Annotated in this window: 18 protein-coding genes; 8 read left to right on the forward strand and 10 right to left on the reverse strand. The window is 62.2% G+C overall.

What is annotated here, in order from left to right; genetic code table 11:
• Window positions 1-413: 413 nt before the first annotated feature.
• The 7 genes from PSH86_RS28110 to PSH86_RS28145 all read right to left on the reverse strand — a co-directional run bounded on the left by PSH86_RS28110 (window position 414) and on the right by PSH86_RS28145 (window position 9,102).
• Entirely contained in the window at window positions 414-980 is a 567-nt protein-coding gene (locus PSH86_RS28110) for a GNAT family N-acetyltransferase (protein ID WP_176688995.1), read from the reverse strand.
• Window positions 981-1,312: 332 nt separating this feature from the next.
• Window positions 1,313-2,083: an electron transfer flavoprotein subunit beta gene (locus tag PSH86_RS28115; protein WP_109755044.1), complete on the reverse strand. Its 771-nt coding sequence runs from the start codon at window positions 2,081-2,083 to the stop codon at window positions 1,313-1,315.
• A 15-nt stretch (window positions 2,084-2,098) separates the two neighbouring features.
• On the reverse strand, window positions 2,099-3,319 hold the full coding sequence (locus PSH86_RS28120) for an electron transfer flavoprotein subunit alpha/FixB family protein (RefSeq protein ID WP_305486401.1): 1,221 nt from the start codon (window positions 3,317-3,319) through the stop codon (window positions 2,099-2,101).
• On the reverse strand, window positions 3,319-5,268 hold the full coding sequence (gene dgcB, locus PSH86_RS28125) for a dimethylglycine demethylation protein DgcB (protein WP_305486403.1): 1,950 nt from the start codon (window positions 5,266-5,268) through the stop codon (window positions 3,319-3,321). The genes PSH86_RS28120 and dgcB overlap by 1 nt, the downstream gene beginning before the upstream one ends.
• A 170-nt stretch (window positions 5,269-5,438) precedes the next feature.
• Window positions 5,439-7,499, reverse strand: coding sequence for a dimethylglycine demethylation protein DgcA (dgcA, locus tag PSH86_RS28135; RefSeq protein WP_109755047.1), 2,061 nt, complete (start codon window positions 7,497-7,499; stop codon window positions 5,439-5,441).
• A 15-nt stretch (window positions 7,500-7,514) separates the two neighbouring features.
• On the reverse strand, window positions 7,515-8,045 hold the full coding sequence (locus tag PSH86_RS28140; RefSeq protein ID WP_003177589.1) for a 4-vinyl reductase: 531 nt from the start codon (window positions 8,043-8,045) through the stop codon (window positions 7,515-7,517).
• 79 nt (window positions 8,046-8,124) lie between these two features.
• Window positions 8,125-9,102 (reverse strand): dipeptidase, encoded by a 978-nt coding sequence (locus tag PSH86_RS28145; protein ID WP_305486407.1) that lies wholly within the window; start codon window positions 9,100-9,102, stop codon window positions 8,125-8,127.
• Window positions 9,103-9,337: 235 nt separating this feature from the next.
• On the opposite strand from PSH86_RS28145, the gene PSH86_RS28150 reads away from it, so the two are divergent.
• Both PSH86_RS28150 and PSH86_RS28155 read left to right on the forward strand, forming a co-directional pair.
• Window positions 9,338-9,739, forward strand: a complete 402-nt coding sequence (locus tag PSH86_RS28150) for a lysozyme inhibitor LprI family protein (RefSeq protein ID WP_109755048.1) — start codon at window positions 9,338-9,340, stop codon at window positions 9,737-9,739.
• A gap of 57 nt (window positions 9,740-9,796) precedes the next feature.
• Entirely contained in the window at window positions 9,797-10,213 is a 417-nt protein-coding gene (locus tag PSH86_RS28155; RefSeq protein WP_116833628.1) for a DUF3010 family protein, read from the forward strand.
• Window positions 10,214-10,368: 155 nt separating this feature from the next.
• Here the strand turns inward: PSH86_RS28155 and PSH86_RS28160 are convergent, their stop codons facing one another.
• A complete protein-coding gene (locus tag PSH86_RS28160) occupies window positions 10,369-11,328 on the reverse strand; it encodes a GlxA family transcriptional regulator (RefSeq protein ID WP_109755050.1) in 960 nt (319 codons plus the stop codon).
• A gap of 193 nt (window positions 11,329-11,521) precedes the next feature.
• On the opposite strand from PSH86_RS28160, the gene PSH86_RS28165 reads away from it, so the two are divergent.
• From PSH86_RS28165 to PSH86_RS28190, 6 genes are all read left to right on the forward strand, one after another.
• Window positions 11,522-12,466, forward strand: coding sequence for a choline ABC transporter substrate-binding protein (locus PSH86_RS28165; protein WP_109755051.1), 945 nt, complete (start codon window positions 11,522-11,524; stop codon window positions 12,464-12,466).
• A 70-nt stretch (window positions 12,467-12,536) separates the two neighbouring features.
• Entirely contained in the window at window positions 12,537-13,424 is an 888-nt protein-coding gene (locus tag PSH86_RS28170; RefSeq protein WP_109755052.1) for a 3-keto-5-aminohexanoate cleavage protein, read from the forward strand.
• Window positions 13,425-13,582: 158 nt separating this feature from the next.
• Complete coding sequence (locus PSH86_RS28175; protein ID WP_305486413.1) at window positions 13,583-14,548, forward strand: L-carnitine dehydrogenase; 966 nt, start codon at window positions 13,583-13,585, stop codon at window positions 14,546-14,548.
• Window positions 14,549-14,713: 165 nt separating this feature from the next.
• A complete protein-coding gene (locus tag PSH86_RS28180) occupies window positions 14,714-15,190 on the forward strand; it encodes a thioesterase family protein (RefSeq protein ID WP_305486415.1) in 477 nt (158 codons plus the stop codon).
• A gap of 20 nt (window positions 15,191-15,210) precedes the next feature.
• Window positions 15,211-16,374 carry a gamma-butyrobetaine dioxygenase gene (locus PSH86_RS28185; protein ID WP_305486418.1) on the forward strand — a complete coding sequence of 388 codons (1,164 nt, stop codon included), beginning with the start codon at window positions 15,211-15,213 and terminating at the stop codon, window positions 16,372-16,374.
• A gap of 326 nt (window positions 16,375-16,700) precedes the next feature.
• The gene (locus tag PSH86_RS28190) at window positions 16,701-16,964 is read left to right on the forward strand and encodes a hypothetical protein (RefSeq protein ID WP_305486421.1); all 264 of its coding nucleotides are present in this window, start codon (window positions 16,701-16,703) and stop codon (window positions 16,962-16,964) included.
• A 115-nt stretch (window positions 16,965-17,079) separates the two neighbouring features.
• Here PSH86_RS28190 and PSH86_RS28195 read toward each other — a convergent pair whose 3' ends face one another.
• Window positions 17,080-18,183 carry a GlxA family transcriptional regulator gene (locus tag PSH86_RS28195; RefSeq protein ID WP_039590608.1) on the reverse strand — a complete coding sequence of 368 codons (1,104 nt, stop codon included), beginning with the start codon at window positions 18,181-18,183 and terminating at the stop codon, window positions 17,080-17,082.
• A gap of 574 nt (window positions 18,184-18,757) precedes the next feature.
• Entirely contained in the window at window positions 18,758-20,134 is a 1,377-nt protein-coding gene (locus PSH86_RS28200; protein ID WP_116833631.1) for an L-serine ammonia-lyase, read from the reverse strand.
• Window positions 20,135-20,227 lie beyond the last annotated feature (93 nt).

A 20,227-nucleotide genomic window follows, 5' to 3' on the forward strand; every position in this document is an offset into this window, starting at 1 on the left:
GAGGTGAGCGAACACCTTATCCACAGAAGCGCCAACAGTGTTTGGGGGTAATTTTGACGATTCTGTGGAAAACCCTTTGGACGGCTTGTAAAGCGGGGTTTTCCCGGGGTTTTCCTGATAAAAACGGCCAATCGATCATTTTATGATCAACCCACTGAACGCCCCGGCCCGTATGGCTTGCAGCGTAGAGCGAACATCTTATCCACAGAAGCGCCAACAGAGATTGGGGGCAAGTTGGTGCTGGAACGGCCTCTTACTCACAGATAAAAACCAATAAAAACCGTGGGTTAGGCTGACTGTTTTTTGAGCGAAGGCCTGCAGGGCCTGATTTGCATGGGGTGCAGCGAGGGGCGAACAGGTTATCCACAGAGGCGCACACAGGGATTGTGGGTAAGCAATCCACCTGTGGGGTCTCAAGGCCGATGCATGAGGTACGCCTCCCCCGTCACCCGAATCATTGGATGCGGGACAACCTGACAGGTCTTGACGATGCCAAAGCCATGGCGCTCATAGAACCGGCGGGCGCCGGTATTCGCGGCGTAGTCGATCAGGCTCAGGCCGTTGAGCGCCAGTTGATCGGCCCGCTGTTGCGCCCGTTCGAGAAAGCGCGCGCCGAGGCCCTTGTTGCGCCAGCCTTCATGCAGGGCCAGGCTTGAAATGTAGAGGGTATCGGGGACTTCCATGTCGGCGTAGGGCGCCAGGATCGGATCGGTGGTGGGAGTCGCCAGCGGATCATCACGTGTCACATAACAATGCATCATGCCGATGACCCGTCCGCCGGCTTCTGCGATAAGGCAGTTCTGATAGGAAAAATCGACATCCTCGCGGGCATAACGAGCAGCACCCACGTCCAGCAAGTCCTGCCCTGGCTCCGCAAATTGGCTCCAGATGTAATCCGATGCGCCCTCTGAGGAAATCCGGAACAAACGAGCGATCTCCCGGGTATCCGTGGGCAAGGCTGGACGAAATTCAACTTCCATTGATATGGCTCCTTTGGCTGACAAGCGGTTTTCTTACGCGCAGGTTTGAGGCGCGGCAACACGTCGGGACAGCGGTTTTATGGCTGGATGTTGCGGCAGGTCAGGTTGATCGTTTTTTAAGCGAAGGCTCGAAAGGCCTGATTGGCGCGGTGTCCGGGTAGGTCCGAACAGGTTATCCACAGAGGCGCGCACAGGGATTGTGGGTAAAAACCGCAACACCTTGTGGGAGCGAGCCTGCTCGCGATGAGGCCATGCCAGTCAACATGGATGTGAATGTAAGACCGCTATCGCGAGCAGGCTTGCTCCCACAAGGGTTTGTGGTGAGCCTGGATTTAGCGAACCACCCCTTCCTCCACCAACAACTTGAGAATCGCCTCGGCCCCCGCCTCCGCGCTCACGCCCTTGAGCACTTGCCCGCCTCCGCCACTGGCCTTGGCCGTGGCGGCTTTCATGCGGTCGGCGCCGCTCTTGGCCTTGATCACTTTCAAGCGTTTGGGCCGTGGTTTGGCCGGTTGCAGGGTTGCCACCGCCAGCAGGGTGTCGTCGATCACTTCGACTTCCTCGGCATGCAACGCCCCACGCCGGGCCGGGCCGTAGGCGCTTTGCCGAGGTTTTGGCGCAGCGTTATCCACAGTGGCCAGAAACGGCAGGCGCACTTTGAGACGTCGGCGTTGCCCACGCGGCAAGGCTTGCAGCACCAGGGCCACGCCGCCGTCGATGGACTCGACCTGAGCGAGCCCAACCACCAGCGGCCAACCCAGATTCTCGGCCAGCAGGAACGGCAACATGCCCGAGCCTTCTCCGGTTTCCGCCTGGCTGCCGGTGAGCACCACTTGGGCGCCGGCGTCACGCAGGTAGTCAGTCAGGGCTGGCAACGCATCAGCGCCGACGGGGTTTTCCAGGACGTGGAGTTCGTCCAGGCCCATGCCCAGGTAAGCCCGCAGGGCCGGTTCGGCCACGTCGCCTGCGTGCAGCACTTGCAGGTCATTGCCAGCCAGTTGCAGGCCCAGCTCCACGGCCCGGGCGTCCTGTTCGGCACGGCGGGGCCGACCGGAGGTGGGGTGAGCGCCGATGGACACCAGGCTGATCACTTGAGTACTCATGATTGAATCCTTAGCTTAAGCCGCATCGCGCTTGGTTTCGTTGCGGTAAGCCTCTACCGCCGCGATCAAGGCCTGGAGAATCGCCGCGCTGTCGCCGATCACCGACAGGTCTGCCCGTTTGATCATGTCGCAGCCCGGGTCGAGGTTGATCGCCACCACTTTGTCGCAGGCACCGATACCTTGCAGGTGCTGGATCGCCCCGGAAATCCCCACGGCCACGTAGACCCGCGCCGTGACCCAGGTGCCGGACGCGCCGACCTGACGGTCGCGAGCCATGAAGCCGTCGTCCACCGCCACCCGCGAAGCGCCTTCGGTAGCGCCCAGGGCCGCAGCGGTCTTGTGGAAAAGCTCCCAGTCCTTGACCCCGTTGCCGCCGGAGAAAATGAATTCGGCCTCGGCCATTGGGATCGCCCCCGGGTCCACCGCCACCGCGCCAAGATCCTCGATGCGCGACAAACTGCGCGCCACGCCTGTGGATAACTCCACCGGCAGGGCTTCGTGACGGGTTTCGCTGACCGGCTCGGCGCATTCGGCCGCTGCCAGGATCAAGCGCGCCAAGGGTCGGGCCAAGTCTTGCAGGCCCGCGCCGGCACGGCCGATGCATTCCTCGCCCTTGACCTGCCAGACCCGCGTCGCCGGGCGTTCGCCCAGGGCCGCGGCAAAACGCCGGCCCAGTTCGCCGCCACCGGTGCGGCTGTCGGGCAGCAGCCAATGGCGTGGGTTGAATTGGTTATCCACAGCCCGAAGGCCTTGCACCCGTTGTTCCGGTGCATAACCGCTGAATTCCTCGCCTTCCAATACCAGCAAGCGGTCGACACCGGCCGTGGCGAAGGCGTTTTCCTTGTGCTCGCCGAACACCACCGCCAGCACCGCGCCTTCCGCGCCGGCAAGCTGATGGGCCAGACCCAACAGGTCGCGGTCGTGGCTGCTGAGACGGCCACCGACCATGTCCGGAACGACACAAATGTGGAACGCCGGTTGCGGTACTTGATGCAGCGGCAGTTGCACTTCGGTGGCGGCGGTACGTTTGGTCGCCCCCCCCTGCTGGGCACCGCTACGGTCGATGCGCTTGATGCCGTTGGGGCCGATGAAACCGACGCCATGAACGTTCTTGCGAATGACGCCGTTGGGCCCCATCCAGCTGTGCTGTACCGGTTGCATGGCCGCATGCAACGGGTGCAGGCGGTTGCGGGCGATCCACTCGGCGCGAGGGTCGCGGCGGATGATGTCGCTCATTAATGCACCTCCGCGGGTTCACGTTTGGCTGGGGCCACGGGCTTGCTCTGGGCCGCGTCTTCCAGCAGCGCATCGGCCACCAGTTCGGCGATGTCCTTGATCATCGGTCGAGGTTCGACCACACCTTCAAGCATCGCGGTGCATTGTGGACAACCCACGGCCACCAGCTCGGCACCGGTTTCGCGGATGTCTTCCATGCGCATGTCGGGGATCCGCTGCTTGCCCGGGATGTCGGTGATCGGCGCACCGCCGCCACCGCCGCAGCAACGGGAGCGGAAACCGGAACGCTGCATTTCCTTGACCTCGATACCCAGCGAACGCAGTACTTGGCGCGGCGCCTCGTATTCGCCGTTGTAGCGGCCCAGGTAGCACGGGTCGTGATAAGTCACGCTGTCGCCCTTGTGCTGGCCAAGGTTCAGCGCGCCGGCGTCGATGATTTCCGCCAGGTAGGTGCTGTGGTGTTGCACCAGGTAGTTGCCATCGAAGGCGCCGTATTCGTTTTTCAGCACGTGGAAGCTGTGGGGGTCGCAGGTGACGATGCGGTTGAAGCTGTACTTGGCCAGGGTCTGGATGTTGCGTTTGGCCAACAGCTGGAAGGTCGCTTCGTCACCCAGGCGCCGGGCCACGTCGCCGCTGTCGCGTTCTTCGAGGCCAAGCACGGCGAAGTCGACTTTCGCGGCTTTGAGCACTTTGACAAAGGCGCGCAGGGTGCGTTGGTTGCGCATGTCGAAAGCACCGTCGCCAACCCAGAACAGCACGTCGGTGGATTTCTTCTCACTGAGCAGGTTCAGGTTCAGGTCCGCCGCCCAGTTCATCCGTCCGCCCGGGGCGAAGCCGCCCGGGTTGTCGGTGGCGATGAGGTTTTCCAGGACCTCGGCGCCCTTGTTCGGTGTCGCGCCCTTTTCCAGGGTCAGGTGCCGGCGCATGTCGACGATGGCATCGACGTGCTCGATCATCATCGGGCATTCCTCGACGCACGCCCGGCAGGTGGTGCAAGACCACAGGGTCTCGGCGTCCACCAAGCCGTTGACGATCGGCTGATGGGGATTGCCAGCGTGTTCGCCCACCGGTTTGCCTGGGTACGGGCTACCGGCGAATTTCGCATCGGTGCCGCCGGCCAGGCCGACGACCATATCCTGGATGAGTTTCTTCGGGTTCAGCGGCTGGCCGGCGGCAAAGGCCGGGCAGGCGGCTTCGCACTTGCCGCACTGTACGCAGGCATCGAAACCGAGCAATTGGTTCCAGGTGAAATCCTTGGGTTTCTCAACGCCCAGCGGTGCGGCGGGGTCGTTCAGGTCCAGCGGCTTGAGACCGGTGGAACGGCCACCGCCAAAGCGCTCGGCACGGCGGTGCCAGGCCAGGTGCAGGGCCCCGGCGAAGGCGTGCTTCATCGGCCCGCCCCAGGTCATGCCGAAGAACAATTCCGAGACGCCCCACAGCACACCGACACCCAGGATCGCCGCCACCAGCCAACCGCCGAAGTTCTCCGGCAGGATGCCCGCCACCGGCAGGGTCACCAGGAAGAATGACGCCGAGAAGGCCAGCAGGCTTTTCGGCAGGCGCATCCACGGTCCCTTGGACAAACGGGCCGGCGGATTGCGTCGACGCAGGTAGACGAAGATCGCACCGACGAACATCACCGCCGACATCAACAGCAACGCGTAGCCGAGCCAGCGGTTATGCAGGCCAAAGCCGTGGACCAGGATCGCCAGCACCACCGACGCCACCGCACCACCGGCCGTGGCCACGTGGGTATTGGCAATGTATTTGTCCCGCGCCACCACATGGTGCAAATCCACCATGTAGCGCTTGGGCATGGCGAAGAGGCCGCCGATCAGGTCGACCTTGGCCGGTCGGCCCCGGCGCCACATGTTTACCCGCCGCAAGGCGCCGAGGACCGCGAGGCCCAGGGCAGCGAACAGCAGGATGGGGAGAAGGGTGTTCAGCATGGTGAAGCTCCCAAAGACCTCAGGTCTTGCAGGCACAGAAACCTGGATGTCTTGCTCGATTCCTGTGGGAGCGGGCTTGCTCGCGAAGACGGACTGACATTCAACATCGATGTCGACTGATCCACCGCTTTCGCGAGCAAGCCCGCTCCCACAGGGTTATCCACAAGCCGTTAGAAATCCTTGCACAACCGCAGGGCGTCGTAGATGGCAGCGTGGGTATTACGCTGGGCCACGCAGTCGCCGATGCGGAACAGCAGGTAGCCCTCGCCGCTCTGCTCCAGGCACGGTTGGGGCTTGATCGCGAACAGGGCTTCGACGTCGATCTGGCCCTTGTTGCGCGACCCTTCCTTGAGCGCGTAGTAGATTTCTTCGTCCGGCCGCACGCCGTTTTCCACCACCACCTGGTCCACCACGCGTTCTTCCTTGGCACCGGTGTATTCGTTCTCCAGCACCGCCACCAGCTTGTCGCCTTCGCGGTAGACCTTCTCCAGCATCATGTCCCCGGTCATGATCACTTCCTTGGGGTACATGCTGCGGTAGTAGGTAGGGAACGACGTCCCGCCAATCGCCACGCCCGGCTTGATGTCGTCGGTGACGATCTCGACCTGGCTGCCCTTGTCGGCGAGGAAGTCGGCCACCGACATGCCGGTGAACTCGCAAATGGTGTCGTAGACCAGCACGTTCTTGCCTGGCGCGACCTTGCCGTCGAGCACGTCCCAGCTGCTGACCACCAGCCCTTCGGCGGCGCCCCAGTGCTCGTTCTGCTCCAGGTTCGGATGCCCGCCGACAGCCAGTACCACCACATCTGGACGCAGGTCCATGATGGTCGCCGCATCAGCCGCCACGCCCAGGCGCAGGTCGACTTTCAACCGCGCCAGCTCCAGTTGGAACCAGCGGGTGATACCGGCGATCTGGTCCCGTTGCGGAGCCTTCGAGGCCGTGGTGATTTGCCCGCCGATGAATTCTTTCTTCTCGAACAGGGTCACGTCGTGCCCACGTTCGGCGGCCACACGCGCCGCTTCCATCCCGGCCGGGCCGGCACCAACGACCACCACCTTGCGTTTCGGCCCGGTGGACTTCTCGATGATGTGCGGCACGCCCATGTATTCACGGGACGTCGCGGCGTTCTGGATGCACAGCACGTCCAGGCCCTGGTACTGGCGGTCGATGCAGTAGTTGGCGCCGACGCACTGCTTGATCTGGTCGATCTGGCCCATCTTGATCTTGGCGATCAGGTGCGGGTCGGCGATATGGGCGCGGGTCATGCCGACCATGTCGACGTAACCGCCCTCCAGGATCCGCGTGGCCTGGTTCGGGTCCTTGATGTTCTGCGCGTGCAGGACCGGGACCTTGACCACTTCCTTGATACCGGCGGCCAGGTGCAGGAACGGCTCCGGTGGATAACTCATGTTCGGGATGACGTTGGCCAGGGTGTTGTGGGTGTCGCAACCCGAGCCCACCACGCCGATGAAGTCCAGCATGCCGGTGTCATCGTAGTACTTGGCGATCTGCTTCATGTCCTCGTGGGACAAGCCGTCCGGGTGGAACTCGTCACCGCAGATGCGCATGCCCACGCAGAAATCGTCACCGACCTCGGCACGCACGGCTTTCAACACTTCCAGGCCGAACTTCATCCGGCCTTCGAAGGTGCCGCCCCATTCGTCGGTACGCTTGTTGACCCGTGGGCTCCAGAACTGGTCGATCATGTGCTGGTGCACGGCGGACAGCTCGACGCCATCCAGGCCACCGGCCTTGGCACGCCGTGCCGCCTGGGCGTAGTTGCCGATCACCCGCCAGATTTCTTCCGGCTCGATGGTCTTGCAGGTGGCGCGGTGCACTGGCTCACGCACGCCGGACGGCGACATCAGGGTCGGCCAGTTGAAACCATCCCAGCGCGAGCGCCGGCCCATGTGGGTAATCTGGATCATGATCTTGGCGCCATGCTTGTGCATGGCGTCGGCCAGGTTCTGGAAGTGCGGGATGATGCGGTCGGTGGACAGGTTCACCGAACTCCACCATTCCTGCGGGCTGTCGATGGCGACCACCGACGAGCCACCGCAGATCGCCAGCCCGATGCCGCCCTTGGCCTTTTCTTCGTAATACTTCACGTACCGGTCGGTGGTCATGCCGCCGTCGGTGGCGTAGACCTCGGCGTGGGCGGTGCTGAGCACGCGGTTGCGGATGGTCAGTTTGCCGATCTGGATCGGCTGGAACATTGCTTCAAAAGCCATGGCGCAATCCTCGACTTACAACGGCTTGACGATGAACAGGCCGTCGTCGTGGCCTTCTTCGGAACCGCCATAGACCTGTTCGGCCACGGTGCGGATCTTGCTGCCGCGAGCGGCCAGGATCTGGTCCATGGCGCCGGCGAACCAGCCGGTGAACATGTAGTCGACCTTGCGCCCGACCTTGCCGTACACATAGACGAACGCCGAATGTTCGAGTTTGACGCTGGCGGTGCCTTTGTCCAGGTCGATGTCCTGGATCTTGAACAGACCCCAACCACGCTGGGACAAGCGCTTCATGTAGTGCTCGAACACCGCGACACCTTCCAGGCCATGGCATTCGGCTTCTTTTTCACACCAGTGCCAGGCGGATTTGTAGCCGGCCTTGTAGAGAATCTCGGCATAGGCGTCGGCGCCCAGGACTTCCTCGATGCCCATGTGGTTGTTGACGAAGAAGTGACGCGGCACGTACAGCATCGGCAGGGCGTCGGAGGTCCAGACACCGGTTTCGCTGTCGACTTCGATAGGCAGTTGCGGGGCGATCTTGGCCATGAAAACTTGACTCCGGAAATTCGTGGTATTGCCTGCGGCGCAGAGGGCCGCAGGTAGAGGATTAGCGGTGCGGTGGCGGTTACTCGCCCCAGACGTCTTTCAAGACGTTGACCCAGTTTTCGCCCATGATCTTGCGCACCAGCCGCTCAGGATGGCCGCGCTTGAGCAGCGTCTCGGTGAGGTTCGGGAACTCGCCCACGGTGCGGATGCCCAGGGGGTTGATGATCTTGCCGAAGCTGGTCAGACGACGGGCGTAGCCCTTGTCGTGGGTCAGCATTTCGAAGAAATCCTGGCCGTGGCCCTGGGTGAAGTCGGTACCAATGCCGATGGCGTCTTCGCCGACGATGTTCATGGTGTATTCAATGGCTTCGGCGTAGTCGTCGATGGTCGAATCGATGCCCTTGGCCAGGAACGGCGCGAACATGGTCACGCCAACGAAGCCGCCGTGGTCGGCGATGAACTTCAGTTCCTCATCGGACTTGTTACGCGGGTGCTCTTTCAGGCCGGACGGCAGGCAGTGGGAATAGCAGACCGGCTTCTTCGATTCGAGGATGACTTCTTCGGAAGTCTTGGAACCGACGTGGGACAGGTCGCACATGATGCCGACCCGGTTCATCTCGGCGACGATTTCACGGCCGAAGCCCGACAGGCCGCCGTCGCGCTCATAGCAACCGGTGCCGACCAGATTCTGGGTGTTGTAGCACATCTGCACCACACCCACGCCGAGCTGCTTGAAGATCTCGACGTAGCCGAGCTGGTCTTCGAAGGCGTGGGCGTTCTGGAAGCCGAAGATGATGCCGGTCTTGCCTTGTTCCTTGGCGCGACGGATGTCGGCGGTGGTTTTCACCGGGATCACCAGGTCACTGTTCTCGCGGATCAGTTTCTGGCTGGCAACGATGTTGTTGATGGTGGCCTGGAAACCTTCCCACACCGACACGGTGCAGTTGGCTGCGGTCAGGCCGCCCTTGCGCATGTCTTCGAACAGGTCGCGGTTCCACTTGGCAATGATCAGCCCGTCGATAACGATGCTGTCGGCGTGCAATTCGGCTGGGCTCATCAGGCAGTCCCCTTTTGTCAGCGATTCATGCGCCGAATCGTGTGCCGGCGCTTTGGGGCCAGCATATGCCTGAGGGCCGTGGCGACCGGGTGCAAAAACGACAGGGGAATTGCCGAAAGCGTCAATCCGCGACAATGGGCTATGCCCGGCCCACCCTGCCCGTCTGTTCTTTACCCGACGCTTGCGCCAGAATCCGCTGCATCACTGGCTTTCACTGGACTCGAGCGGCGACGCAATGAAATCAATCTTCCTGGCTTTGGCACTGATCAGCACCGTCGCACACGCGACCGAAGACACCGAACCCAACCCCTGCGACGCCGTGGAAAACGACGTCCAGACCCTGGCCTGCTCGGCCTACGGCAAAACCGCCGCCGAACAACTGCTCAATGAAAACCTGCAAAGCCTCAACGAACGCCTGCAAACCCGCTACGCCAGCGACAAGGCCCAACTCAGCGACATCACCGCCAAGATCAAGAACGCCCAACAGCTGTGGCAAAAACAGCGCGACGCCGACTGCGCCATCGCCGCCTTCCCGGCCAAACCCGGCAGCGAAGCCTACAAAATCGCCGAAAACGACTGCATGGCCCAGGTGAGCGACGATCGGTCGGAGTTTTTGGAGTCGATAGGGCAGGAGTGATGCGTCAGGAGCCGTTCCGCGCGGTAAGCTGCGCGCATCATTGGTAAAGGGACTCACATGAAAACCTGCGGCATCGAAATCAAAGGCAGCGAAGCAATCATCGCCGTTGCCTCGCTGGATCAACAGGCACTGACCCATATCGCCCTCAACACCAAGAAAATCGCCCTGGACGACGATGACGAAGCCGCCAACGTCAAGGCCTTCGCCGCTCAGGTGCGGGCGTTCGTGGTGGATAACGGTATCGAACGCATCGCCATCAAGAAGCGCAGCAAGAAAGGGGAATTCGCCGGAGGGCCGACGACGTTCAAGATCGAGGGGGTGTTCCAGTTGCTGGAGGGCTGCGAGGTAACGCTGCTGTCGCCGCAGACCATCAATGCGCAGAGCAAAAAGCATGACTTCGCCCTGCCGGCGACGCTGAACAAGTATCAGCATGAGGCTTATAAGGCAGCATGTTCGGCGTTAGTGAAGAAATAGATCTTTCCAACCGGACACAGTACCTGTGGCGAGGGAGCGCCCAGGCTCCTGAGCATCTTGGCCACCACCTCCAACTTCGAATCGGTGAGTTTTATACTCAATTATGACGACAGGTATAATTTATAGTCGCGAGCATAATTGAGTATAAAACCCTGTCAAACCAGCTCCCGTCCATCCCCCTGCCGCCGCCGATCCTCCCGTGGGCAGCGCGCGAACCGTGCCCGATAGCTGCGAGTGAAGTACGACGGTGACTCAAAACCGCAGGCAATGCTCACTTCCAGCACGCTCATGTCGGTCTGACGCAGCAATTGCCGGGCCTTTTCCAGGCGCAAGCGCAGGTAGAAATTGCTCGGGGTGTCGTTCAGGTGCAGGCGGAACAGCCGCTCGAGCTGGCGGCGGGTAACGCCAATGGACTCGGCCAGTTCAAGGGTACTCAGGGGCGGTTCGCTGTGAGTTTCCATCTCGCCGATGACGTGCACCAGCTTCTTGTTGCGAATGCCGTAGCGGCTGGCGATTTCCATGCGCTGGTGGTCTTTGCGCGGCCGGATGCGCCCCAGCACGAACTGTTCGCTGACCTGGATCGCCAGTTCCGAACCATGGGCCTGGCCGATCAGATCAAGCATCAGGTCGATGGACGCAGTGCCGCCGGCGCAGGTGATGCGGCGACGGTCGATTTCGAACAGTTCCTGGGTCACGCTGAGCTGTGGATAAGATTCCTTGAACGCCTCGATCGCTTCCCAATGCAAGGTCACGCGGTGCCCTTCCAACAGGCCCGCCTCGGCCAGGACCACGCTACCGGTGTCGATGCCGCCGAGGGTCACGCCTTCATTGTCCAAACGATGCAGCCAACGCTCCAGGGCCGGGGTGGCGAATTTCAGCGGTTCGAACCCCGCCACCACCCAGAGCGTCGCGCCCTTCTTCAATGGCTCCAGCGCAGCATCGGCGTTGACCGACATGCCATTGCTCGCCAGCACCGCCCCACCATCGGCGCTCAGCACATGCCAGCGGTACAGCTCGCCACGAAAACGATTGGCGACCCGCAACGGCTCGATGGCCGAAATGAAGCCGATGGCCGAGAAACCCGGCATCAACAAGAAGTAGAAATCCTGGGACATGGAGCGCACTCGGTTGACGGGCAGCGTGCGGACCTTGATACGCCAGTTGCAAGCGACGTTCAAGCGTACAGGTCGCTGCAGTGCAAGAGCACGTCGCCGCTGTGCGTTTTGCCCCGCCCGAGGCTGCGTAACTTGGCATCACCGGCGCGCAGACTCCGGGCCCCATAACAATAAGCTGCCGAGGAACCTGACAATGAAACGACTGATCAGCTACTGCGTTCTTGCACTCAGCGCTACCCAACTCCTGAGCCCGGCCGCCATGGCAGCCGAGCCCGCCGCGTGCCAGAACGTGCGCCTGGGCGTGGTCAACTGGACCGACGTCATCGCCACCAGCGCCCTGACCCAGGTGATGCTCGATGGCCTCGGCTACAAGACCAAGCAAACCAGCGCCTCCCAGCAAATCATTTTCGCTGGCATCCGCGACCAGCGCCTGGACCTGTTCCTGGGCTACTGGAACCCGCTGATGACCCAGACCATCACCCCGTTCGTCGAGGCCAAGCAGGTCAAGGTGCTGGAACAACCCAGCCTCAAGGATGCCCGCGCGACCCTGGCCGTGCCGACCTATCTGGCCGACAAGGGCCTGAAGACCTTCGCCGACATCGCCAAATTCGAAAAAGAACTGGGCGGCAAGATCTACGGCATCGAGCCCGGTTCCGGCGCCAACACCCAGATCAAGGCGATGATCGCCAAGAACCAGTTCGGCCTGGGCAAATTCCAGCTGGTGGAGTCCAGCGAGGCCGGCATGCTCGCCGCCGTGGACCGCGCCGTGCGCCGCAAGGAAGCCGTGGTGTTCTTTGGCTGGGCACCGCACCCGATGAACGTCAACGTGCAAATGACCTACCTCACTGGCAGTGACGACGCTCTCGGCCCGAACGAAGGCATGGCCACCGTATGGACCGTCACCGCGCCGGACTACGCCCAGCAATGCCCGAACGTTGGGCGCTTGCTGAGCAACCTGACCTTCACCGCCGAAGACGAGAGCCGGATGATGCAACCGCTGCTCGATCACAAGGACCCGCTGGAGTCGGCCCGGCAATGGCTCAAGGATCATCCGCAAGACAAGCAGCGCTGGCTCGAAGGCGTGACCACCTTCGACGGCAAGCCCGCTGCCGACAACCTGAAGCTGACCAGCAACTGATCAACCTTTATCCCCCTGCGCAGCACCCATGGCTGCGCAGTGACTCATCACGCCTGAAGGAATCCGCACCATGAACCACGACGTCATCATCACCTGCGCACTCACCGGTGCTGGCGACACGACCGCCAAGAGCCCGCACGTGCCGGTCACCCCGAAACAGATCGCTGCCGCCGCCGTCGAGGCGGCGAAGGCCGGGGCCACGGTGGTCCACTGCCACGTTCGCGATCCGCAGACCGGCAAGTTCAGCCGCGATGTGGCGCTGTACCGCGAAGTGATGGAGCGCATCCGTGAGGCGGACGTCGACATCATCGTCAACCTCACCGCCGGCATGGGCGGCGACCTGGAAATCGGTGCCGGCGAACGACCAATGGAGTTCGGCCCCAACACCGACCTGGTGGGGCCGCTGACCCGCCTGGCCCACGTCGAAGAGCTGTTGCCGGAAATCTGCACCCTGGATTGCGGCACCCTGAACTTCGGCGACGGCGACACCATTTACGTCTCCACCCCGGCGCAACTGCGGGCCGGGGCCAAGCGCATCACTGAACTGGGGGTCAAGGCCGAGCTGGAGATCTTCGACACCGGCCACCTGTGGTTCGCCAAGCAACTGATCAAGGAAGGCCTGCTGGACAACCCGCTGTTCCAACTCTGCCTGGGCATCCCGTGGGGCGCGCCGGCTGACACCACCACCATGAAAGCCATGGTCGACAACCTGCCGGCGGATGCCGTGTGGGCCGGCTTCGGCATCGGTCGCATGCAAATGCCGATGGCCGCCCAGGCGGTGCTGCTGGGAGGCAACGTAAGGGTCGGGTTGGAAGACAACCTCTGGCTGGACAAAGGCGTACTCGCCACCAACGGCCAACTGGTGGAGCGCGCCAGCGAAATCCTCAGCCGCCTCGGGGCGCGGGTGCTCACCCCGGCTGAGGGGCGCAAGAAAATGGGACTGACCCAGCGCGGCTGACCAAACACTTATCTCCCCCTAGGGACACAACCTGTGGGAGCAAGGCTTGCCCGCGATGACGGTATGTCAGTCGACATCCCTGTTGAATCTACTGCCGGCATCGCGGGCAAGCCTTGCTCCCACAGGGGATCACCGAACTATTTTTTCAGGACATCACTATGAGCTTCATCACCGACATCAAAACCTTCGCCGCCCTGGGCAGCGGTGTGATCGGCAGCGGTTGGGTCAGCCGCGCCCTGGCCCATGGCCTGGACGTCGTCGCCTGGGACCCCGCGCCGGGTGCCGAAGCGGCGCTGCGCAAACGCGTCGCCAACGCCTGGGGCGCGCTGGAAAAACAAGGCCTGGCCCCTGGTGCTTCGCAGGATCGGCTGCGCTTTGTCACGACCATCGAAGAATGCGTACGCGACGCCGATTTCATCCAGGAAAGCGCCCCCGAGCGCCTGGAATCGAAACTCGAGCTGCACGCCCAGATCAGCGCCGCCGCCAAGCCGAACGCGCTGATCGGTTCCAGCACATCGGGGCTGCTGCCGAGCGAATTCTACGAAGGCGCCACCCACCCGGAACGCTGCGTAGTCGGCCACCCGTTCAACCCGGTCTACCTGTTGCCACTGGTGGAAGTGGTGGGCGGCAAAAACACCGCGCCCGAGGCCGTGCAGGCGGCGATGCAGGTGTACGAATCCCTCGGCATGCGGCCACTGCACGTACGCAAGGAAGTACCCGGTTTCATCGCCGACCGCCTGCTCGAGGCGCTGTGGCGCGAAGCCCTGCACCTGGTCAACGACGGCGTGGCCACCACCGGCGAAATCGATGACGCGATCCGTTTCGGTGCCGGCTTGCGCTGGTCGTTCATGGGCACGTTCCTGACCTATACCCTGGCTGGCGGCGATGCCGGAATGCGTCACTTCATGGCCCAGTTCGGCCCGGCGTTACAGCTGCCGTGGACCTACCTGCCAGCGCCGGAGCTGACCGAGAAACTGATCGACGACGTAGTGGACGGGACCAGCGCGCAACTGGGCAGCCACAGCATTTCGGCCTTGGAGCGCTATCGTGATGATTGCCTGCTGGCGGTGCTGGAAGCGGTGAAGACCACCAAGGCCAAGCATGGAATGGCCTTCACCGAGTAACCCCTGGCTTTTTGGGGCCAGCCTATCTGGCCTCATCGCGAGCAGGCTCGCTCCCACAGGGGATTTTCTGGGTGAAATAATAGTGTTCACACCGCCAAATCACTGTGGGAGCGAGCCTGCTCGCGATAGCGCCAGCCCAGTCACCTCAATTGTCGGACCTGAATCATGCCCACCCTCACCACCTACCAAACCCGCATCCTCCCGGAATGGGTCGATTACAACGGCCACCTGCGCGATGCCTTTTACCTGCTGATCTTCAGCTACGCCACCGACGCGCTGATGGACCGGCTCGGCCTGGACAGCCAGAACCGCGAGGCCAGCGGCCACTCGCTGTTCACCCTCGAACTGCACCTCAATTACCTGCACGAAGTGAAGCTCGACGCCGAAGTGGAGGTGCATACGCAAATCATCGGCCACGACGCCAAGCGCCTGCACCTCTACCACAGCCTGCATCTGGTTGGTGGCGATAAAGAGCTGGCCGGCAACGAGCAAATGCTGCTGCACGTCGACCTGGCCGGCCCGCGCTCGGCGCCCTTCACGGAACCGACCCTGGACCGCCTCAAAGCCCTGCTCGATCAACAATCCGACCTGTCACCTCCGACGTACATCGGCCGGGTCATCGCACTGCCGCCCGCCCGATAAGCCTTGACCAGGAGATCGCCATGAACACTGCTGCCGCTTTTGCCGACTTCCGCCGTTATCCCCTGATCTTCGCATTGACCGCCGCAAGGCCCTTGACCGACCGGGTGCAAGTCACCTGGGCCGACGGTCGGACCAGCCCCTTTCATCATCAATGGCTGCGGGACAACTGCCCTTGCCCGCAATGCGTCTACACCGTCACCCGCGAGCAGGTGCTGGAGATCATTGATGTACCCGAAGACTTGGCACCCGCCGCAACCCGCCTCGACGACGAAGGTTGCCTGTGCGTGGATTGGCAGGACGGCCACCAGAGCCGTTTCGACCCGGGCTGGTTGCGCGCCCATGCCTACGACGACCAATCCCGGGCCGAACGCCTGGTGAACAAGCCTAAAAGCCAACTATGGCGACGTGATCTGCAATTGCCGGTATTCGATTACCGGGCGCTGATGGACGACGCCGATACCTTGCTGCAATGGCTGCTGGCGGTGCGCGACATCGGCCTGACCCAAGTGCGCGGCGTGCCCACCGAACCCGGTTCGCTGAAGCTGATCGCCCAGCGCATTTCGTTCATCCGCGAAAGCAACTTCGGCGTGCTGTTCAATGTGCAATCCAAGGCCGATGCCGACAGCAACGCCTACACCGCTTTCAACCTGCCGCTGCACAGCGACCTGCCAACCCGGGAGCTGCAACCGGGGTTGCAGTTCCTGCATTGCCTGGTGAATGACGCCGAGGGTGGCGAAAGCATTTTTGTCGACGGTTTCGCCATCGCCGAGGCCCTGCGCCAGGAAGATCCCGAGGCCTTTGTTGCGCTGTGCGAAATCCCGGTGGAGTTTCGCAACAAGGACCGCCACAGCGACTACCGCTGCCTGGCGCCGATCATCGCCCTGGATGCCCTGGGACAGGTTGCGGAAATCCGCATGGCGAACTTCCTGCGCGGGCCGTTCGACACCTCGGTCGAGCAGATGCCCAGGCTTTACCGCGCCTATCGCCGCTTCATCGCCCTGACCCGCGAGGCACAATTTCGTTTGGTACAGCGCCTCGAACCCGGCCAGCTTTGGTGCTTCGACAACCGCCGCACCCTCCATGCCCGCAACGCCTTCGACCCAGCCACCGGGGCCCGGCATTTCCAGGGGTGCTATGTGGATCGGGATGAGTTGTTGTCGCGGATTCTGGTGTTGCAAAGGTAGACCGCGTCATCGTTCATCGCGAGCAGGCTCGCGATAGCGGTCTTTCCGGCAACCCATCTCCCCCTGATTCACCGAGGCAAAAAAATCCCCGATCAAGCCGTGACAGGATCGGGGCAGGTGCGTTACTGGAGGAGCTGTCGCGCGAGGGTGACCAAACCATCGTGAATCAGCTTGGAGTCAGTGTGCCCAGTCCAGGCCCGTGCAAGTTAGCCGAAAACGACGCCTCCATAGTCATTCATGACATGGCGACCATTTGCCCTTGCCGCCGCTTCGGGTGGCTACCAGAATCGAGACACGACCCCAATCCCTGAACAAGGAAAAGCGTCATGATGTACGCCGATTTGATCGACCAGGAAGACCTGCTGGGCCACCTCAAGGCCCTGGGGCTGCAAATACCCAGCGGCTCCACCGCAGAACAGGCGTGCGAGTGCGCGGTACGTGGGCTGGACAGGGCCCGCGCCAATGATTTGCGGCGCATGGTCAAGGACATATACACCAGCAGCGCCACCATCCTGCCGGCTGTGCGTCAGGCGATCGATAAGCAGCTGTTGCCGGCTCTGATGGAGTATCAGCAGAACCACAGCGGCTGATAAACCAAATCGCGAGCAAGCTTTGCTCCCACGGATCTCCGGGGAGCACGCTGTCTACTTCACCCAGAAGACTTCCTGTGGGAGCAAAGCTTGCTCGCGATGAAGGCGCCTCGGTCTAGAGCCTCACACTGGCAAACGTCGACTCATTGCGCGCCTGGCTCAACGCCGACAGCGGGCCTGACAGCGGCGACAGCACCAGCGCCTGTGGCAGCGGCATCATCGCCACCTGTTGCGTGGTGTTGGAGCCTACGCGTTCGTCACGCGGTGGAATGCCGAAGTATTCGCGGTAGCACTTGGAGAAGTGCGGGGTGGAGACAAAGCCGCACACCGAGGCCACCTCGATGATCGACATCGGCGTCTGCTTGAGCAGTTGCCGCGCGCGAATCAGCCGCAACTTGAGGTAATAGCGCGACGGCGAGCAATGCAGGTACTTCTGGAACAGCCGCTCCAACTGACGGCGGGACACGGCGACGTACACCGCCAGTTCGTCCAGGTCGATCGGCTCTTCGAGGTTGGCTTCCATCAGCGCGACAATTTCCTGCAACTTCGGCTGGTTGGTGCCGAGCATGTGCTTGAGCGGCACACGCTGGTGATCCTGCTCGTTGCGGATGCGCTCGTAGACAAACATTTCCGAGATCGCTGCCGACAGTTCGCGACCGTGATCGCGGCTGATCAGGTGCAGCATCATGTCCAGCGGCGCGGTGCCGCCAGAGCTGGTGAAACGGTTACGGTCGAGGGTGAACAGACGGGTGCTCATCGAGACCCGAGGGAAGGCTTCCTGCATCGCCGCCAGGCATTCCCAGTGCACGCTGCAATCGAACCCGTCCAGCAGGCCGGCGCATGCCAGGGCCCAGCTGCCGGTGCAGACCGCACCGAGGCGACGGGATTGACGGGCCTGGCTCTGCAGCCACGACACGTGTTCACGGGTGACCGTGCGCTGGATGCCGATGCCACCACAGACGATGACGGTGTCCAGGGACGGCGCCTTGTGCATGGAGGCGTCGGGGGTGATCTGCAAACCGTCGCTGGCCCAGACCTGGCCGCCATCGACGGTGAGGGTGGTCCAGCGATACAGCTCGCGACCGGACAATTGGTTAGCCATGCGTAGCGGTTCTACCGCGGACGCCAGGGAAATCAGCGTGAAATTGTCCAGCAGCAAAAAGCCGATGGATTGAGGCGCACGGTTCTGGGGTTGAGCCCCGGAGTTGGACGTCGTCATCGCGGTATCTCCTCACACAAAGCGGGTAATGGCCTCAGGCGGAGGCTCTTGTTATTGCCATCATTCTCTTGCCGAGACGGGGCTTTATCGGGATAGAGCAATTGCCATGCCTAAAATTGAATGCGTGTTCAATAAATCCTGAAAACGACATCGCGGCCTGTCTATATAAGGCGTGTGTCGAGTGCGGGTTATAAGCGCCATCAGTGGCGGCAGGCACCTGTCACAGCGGGCTGTGAGCAGATCGGTAGCACTTGTGGGAACTGGGCTGCGCCGCTTGCGCGACGAGTATCACCACAGGTACGGACGACGGACGGTCGAGGGGCGTATGGAGGCAAACCCGACAACCGGTGTCTTGTCTGTTTGCGACGCGCTAAAAGGTGGCGCGTTTGCGGATGGGTGTTCATTTTACGAGCGATTTTCGATCTCGTGAATAAAGGGAATCTGTGTGGGAGCAAAGCTTGCTCGCGAGGACAGTATGTCTGTCGACATCCATGTTGAGTCCACTGCCGCCATCGCGGGCAAGCCTTGCTCCCACAGGGTCCCTCTTGTCACAAAGGGTTGTGCGAACGCAGCCTCAGCACTCCACCGCACTGACCGCCAAGCCGCCGCGCGAGGTCTCTTTATATTTGTCATGCATGTCGGCACCGGTATCGCGCATGGTGCGGATCACCCGGTCCAGGGAAATGAAATGCTGGCCATCCCCGCGCAGAGCCATTTGCGCGGCGTTGATGGCTTTCACCGCGGCAATCGCGTTGCGCTCGATGCAGGGCACCTGCACCAGGCCACCCACCGGGTCGCAAGTCAGGCCAAGGTTGTGTTCCAGGCCGATTTCCGCCGCGTTGCACAGCTGTTCCGGCGAGGCCCCGAGGATCTCCGCCAGGCCTGCCGCCGCCATGGCGCAAGCCGATCCCACCTCGCCCTGGCAACCGACTTCGGCACCGGAGATCGACGCGTTCTTCTTGCACAGGATCCCGACGGCCGCCGCACCGAGGAAATAATCCACGACGTTGGCATCGGTGACCGCTTCGCTGAATTTCATGAAGTAATGCAGCACCGCCGGAATGATCCCCGCCGCACCGTTGGTCGGCGCCGTGACCATGCGCCCACCGGCGGCGTTCTCCTCGTTGACCGCCAGGGCGAACAGGTTGACCCATTCCATGGCACTGAGGGTCGAGCCAATGACATTGGGTTTGTTCAGCTCTTGCAGGCTGCGGTGCAACTTGGCCGCACGCCGGCGCACATTCAAACCGCCGGGCAGGATGCCTTCATGCTTGAGGCCCTGTTCGACGCAATCCTGCATGGCCCGCCACAGTTTCATCAGGCCGCTACGAATCTCATCCTCGGAGCGCCAGACCTTTTCGTTGGCCAGCATCAACTCGGCCACCCGCAAGTTGTGGATACGGCACAACTCAAGCAATTCTTCGGCACTGGAGAAATCATAAGGCAGCTCAGTGCTGTCCAGATCCACCACGCCGCTGGAGGCCTGGGCCTGATCGACGACAAAGCCACCGCCCACCGAGTAATAAGTGTCACGGTGCAACTCGCCGTTGGCGCCCTCGGCCACCAGGGTCATGGCATTGGGATGGAATGGCAGGTTCTCGTCGATCAGGCGCATGTCCCGGGACCAGATGAACGGCACCGGCAGGCGACCGTCGAGCAGCAAGGTATGGGTTTCGCGCAGCCGCTCGATACGCGGGCCGATCTGCGACGGGTCGATTGCGTCCGGCCACTCGCCCATCAAGCCCATGATCACGGCGTTGTCGCTGCCGTGACCGATACCGGTGGCCGACAGCGAACCGAACAACTGCACCTCGACCCGACGCACGTCATTGAGCAGGGCCTTTGCCTTCAGTGTTTCAACGAACAGCGCCGCCGCACGCATGGGGCCCACGGTGTGGGAGCTGGACGGGCCGATACCGATTTTGAACAAGTCGAAAACGCTGATTGCCATTGCCGATAACCTCCAGAACAGGCACATCCGGGCGCAGGAGCGTCCGGTGACGGAGCTGCTACGCTCAACGCCGGGATGGCCGCATCATCCGGT

Origin of the sequence: Pseudomonas sp. FP2300 (assembly GCF_030687595.1) — a bacterium.
In the GTDB taxonomy this organism is placed as follows: Bacteria; Pseudomonadota; Gammaproteobacteria; order Pseudomonadales; family Pseudomonadaceae; genus Aquipseudomonas; species Aquipseudomonas bijieensis.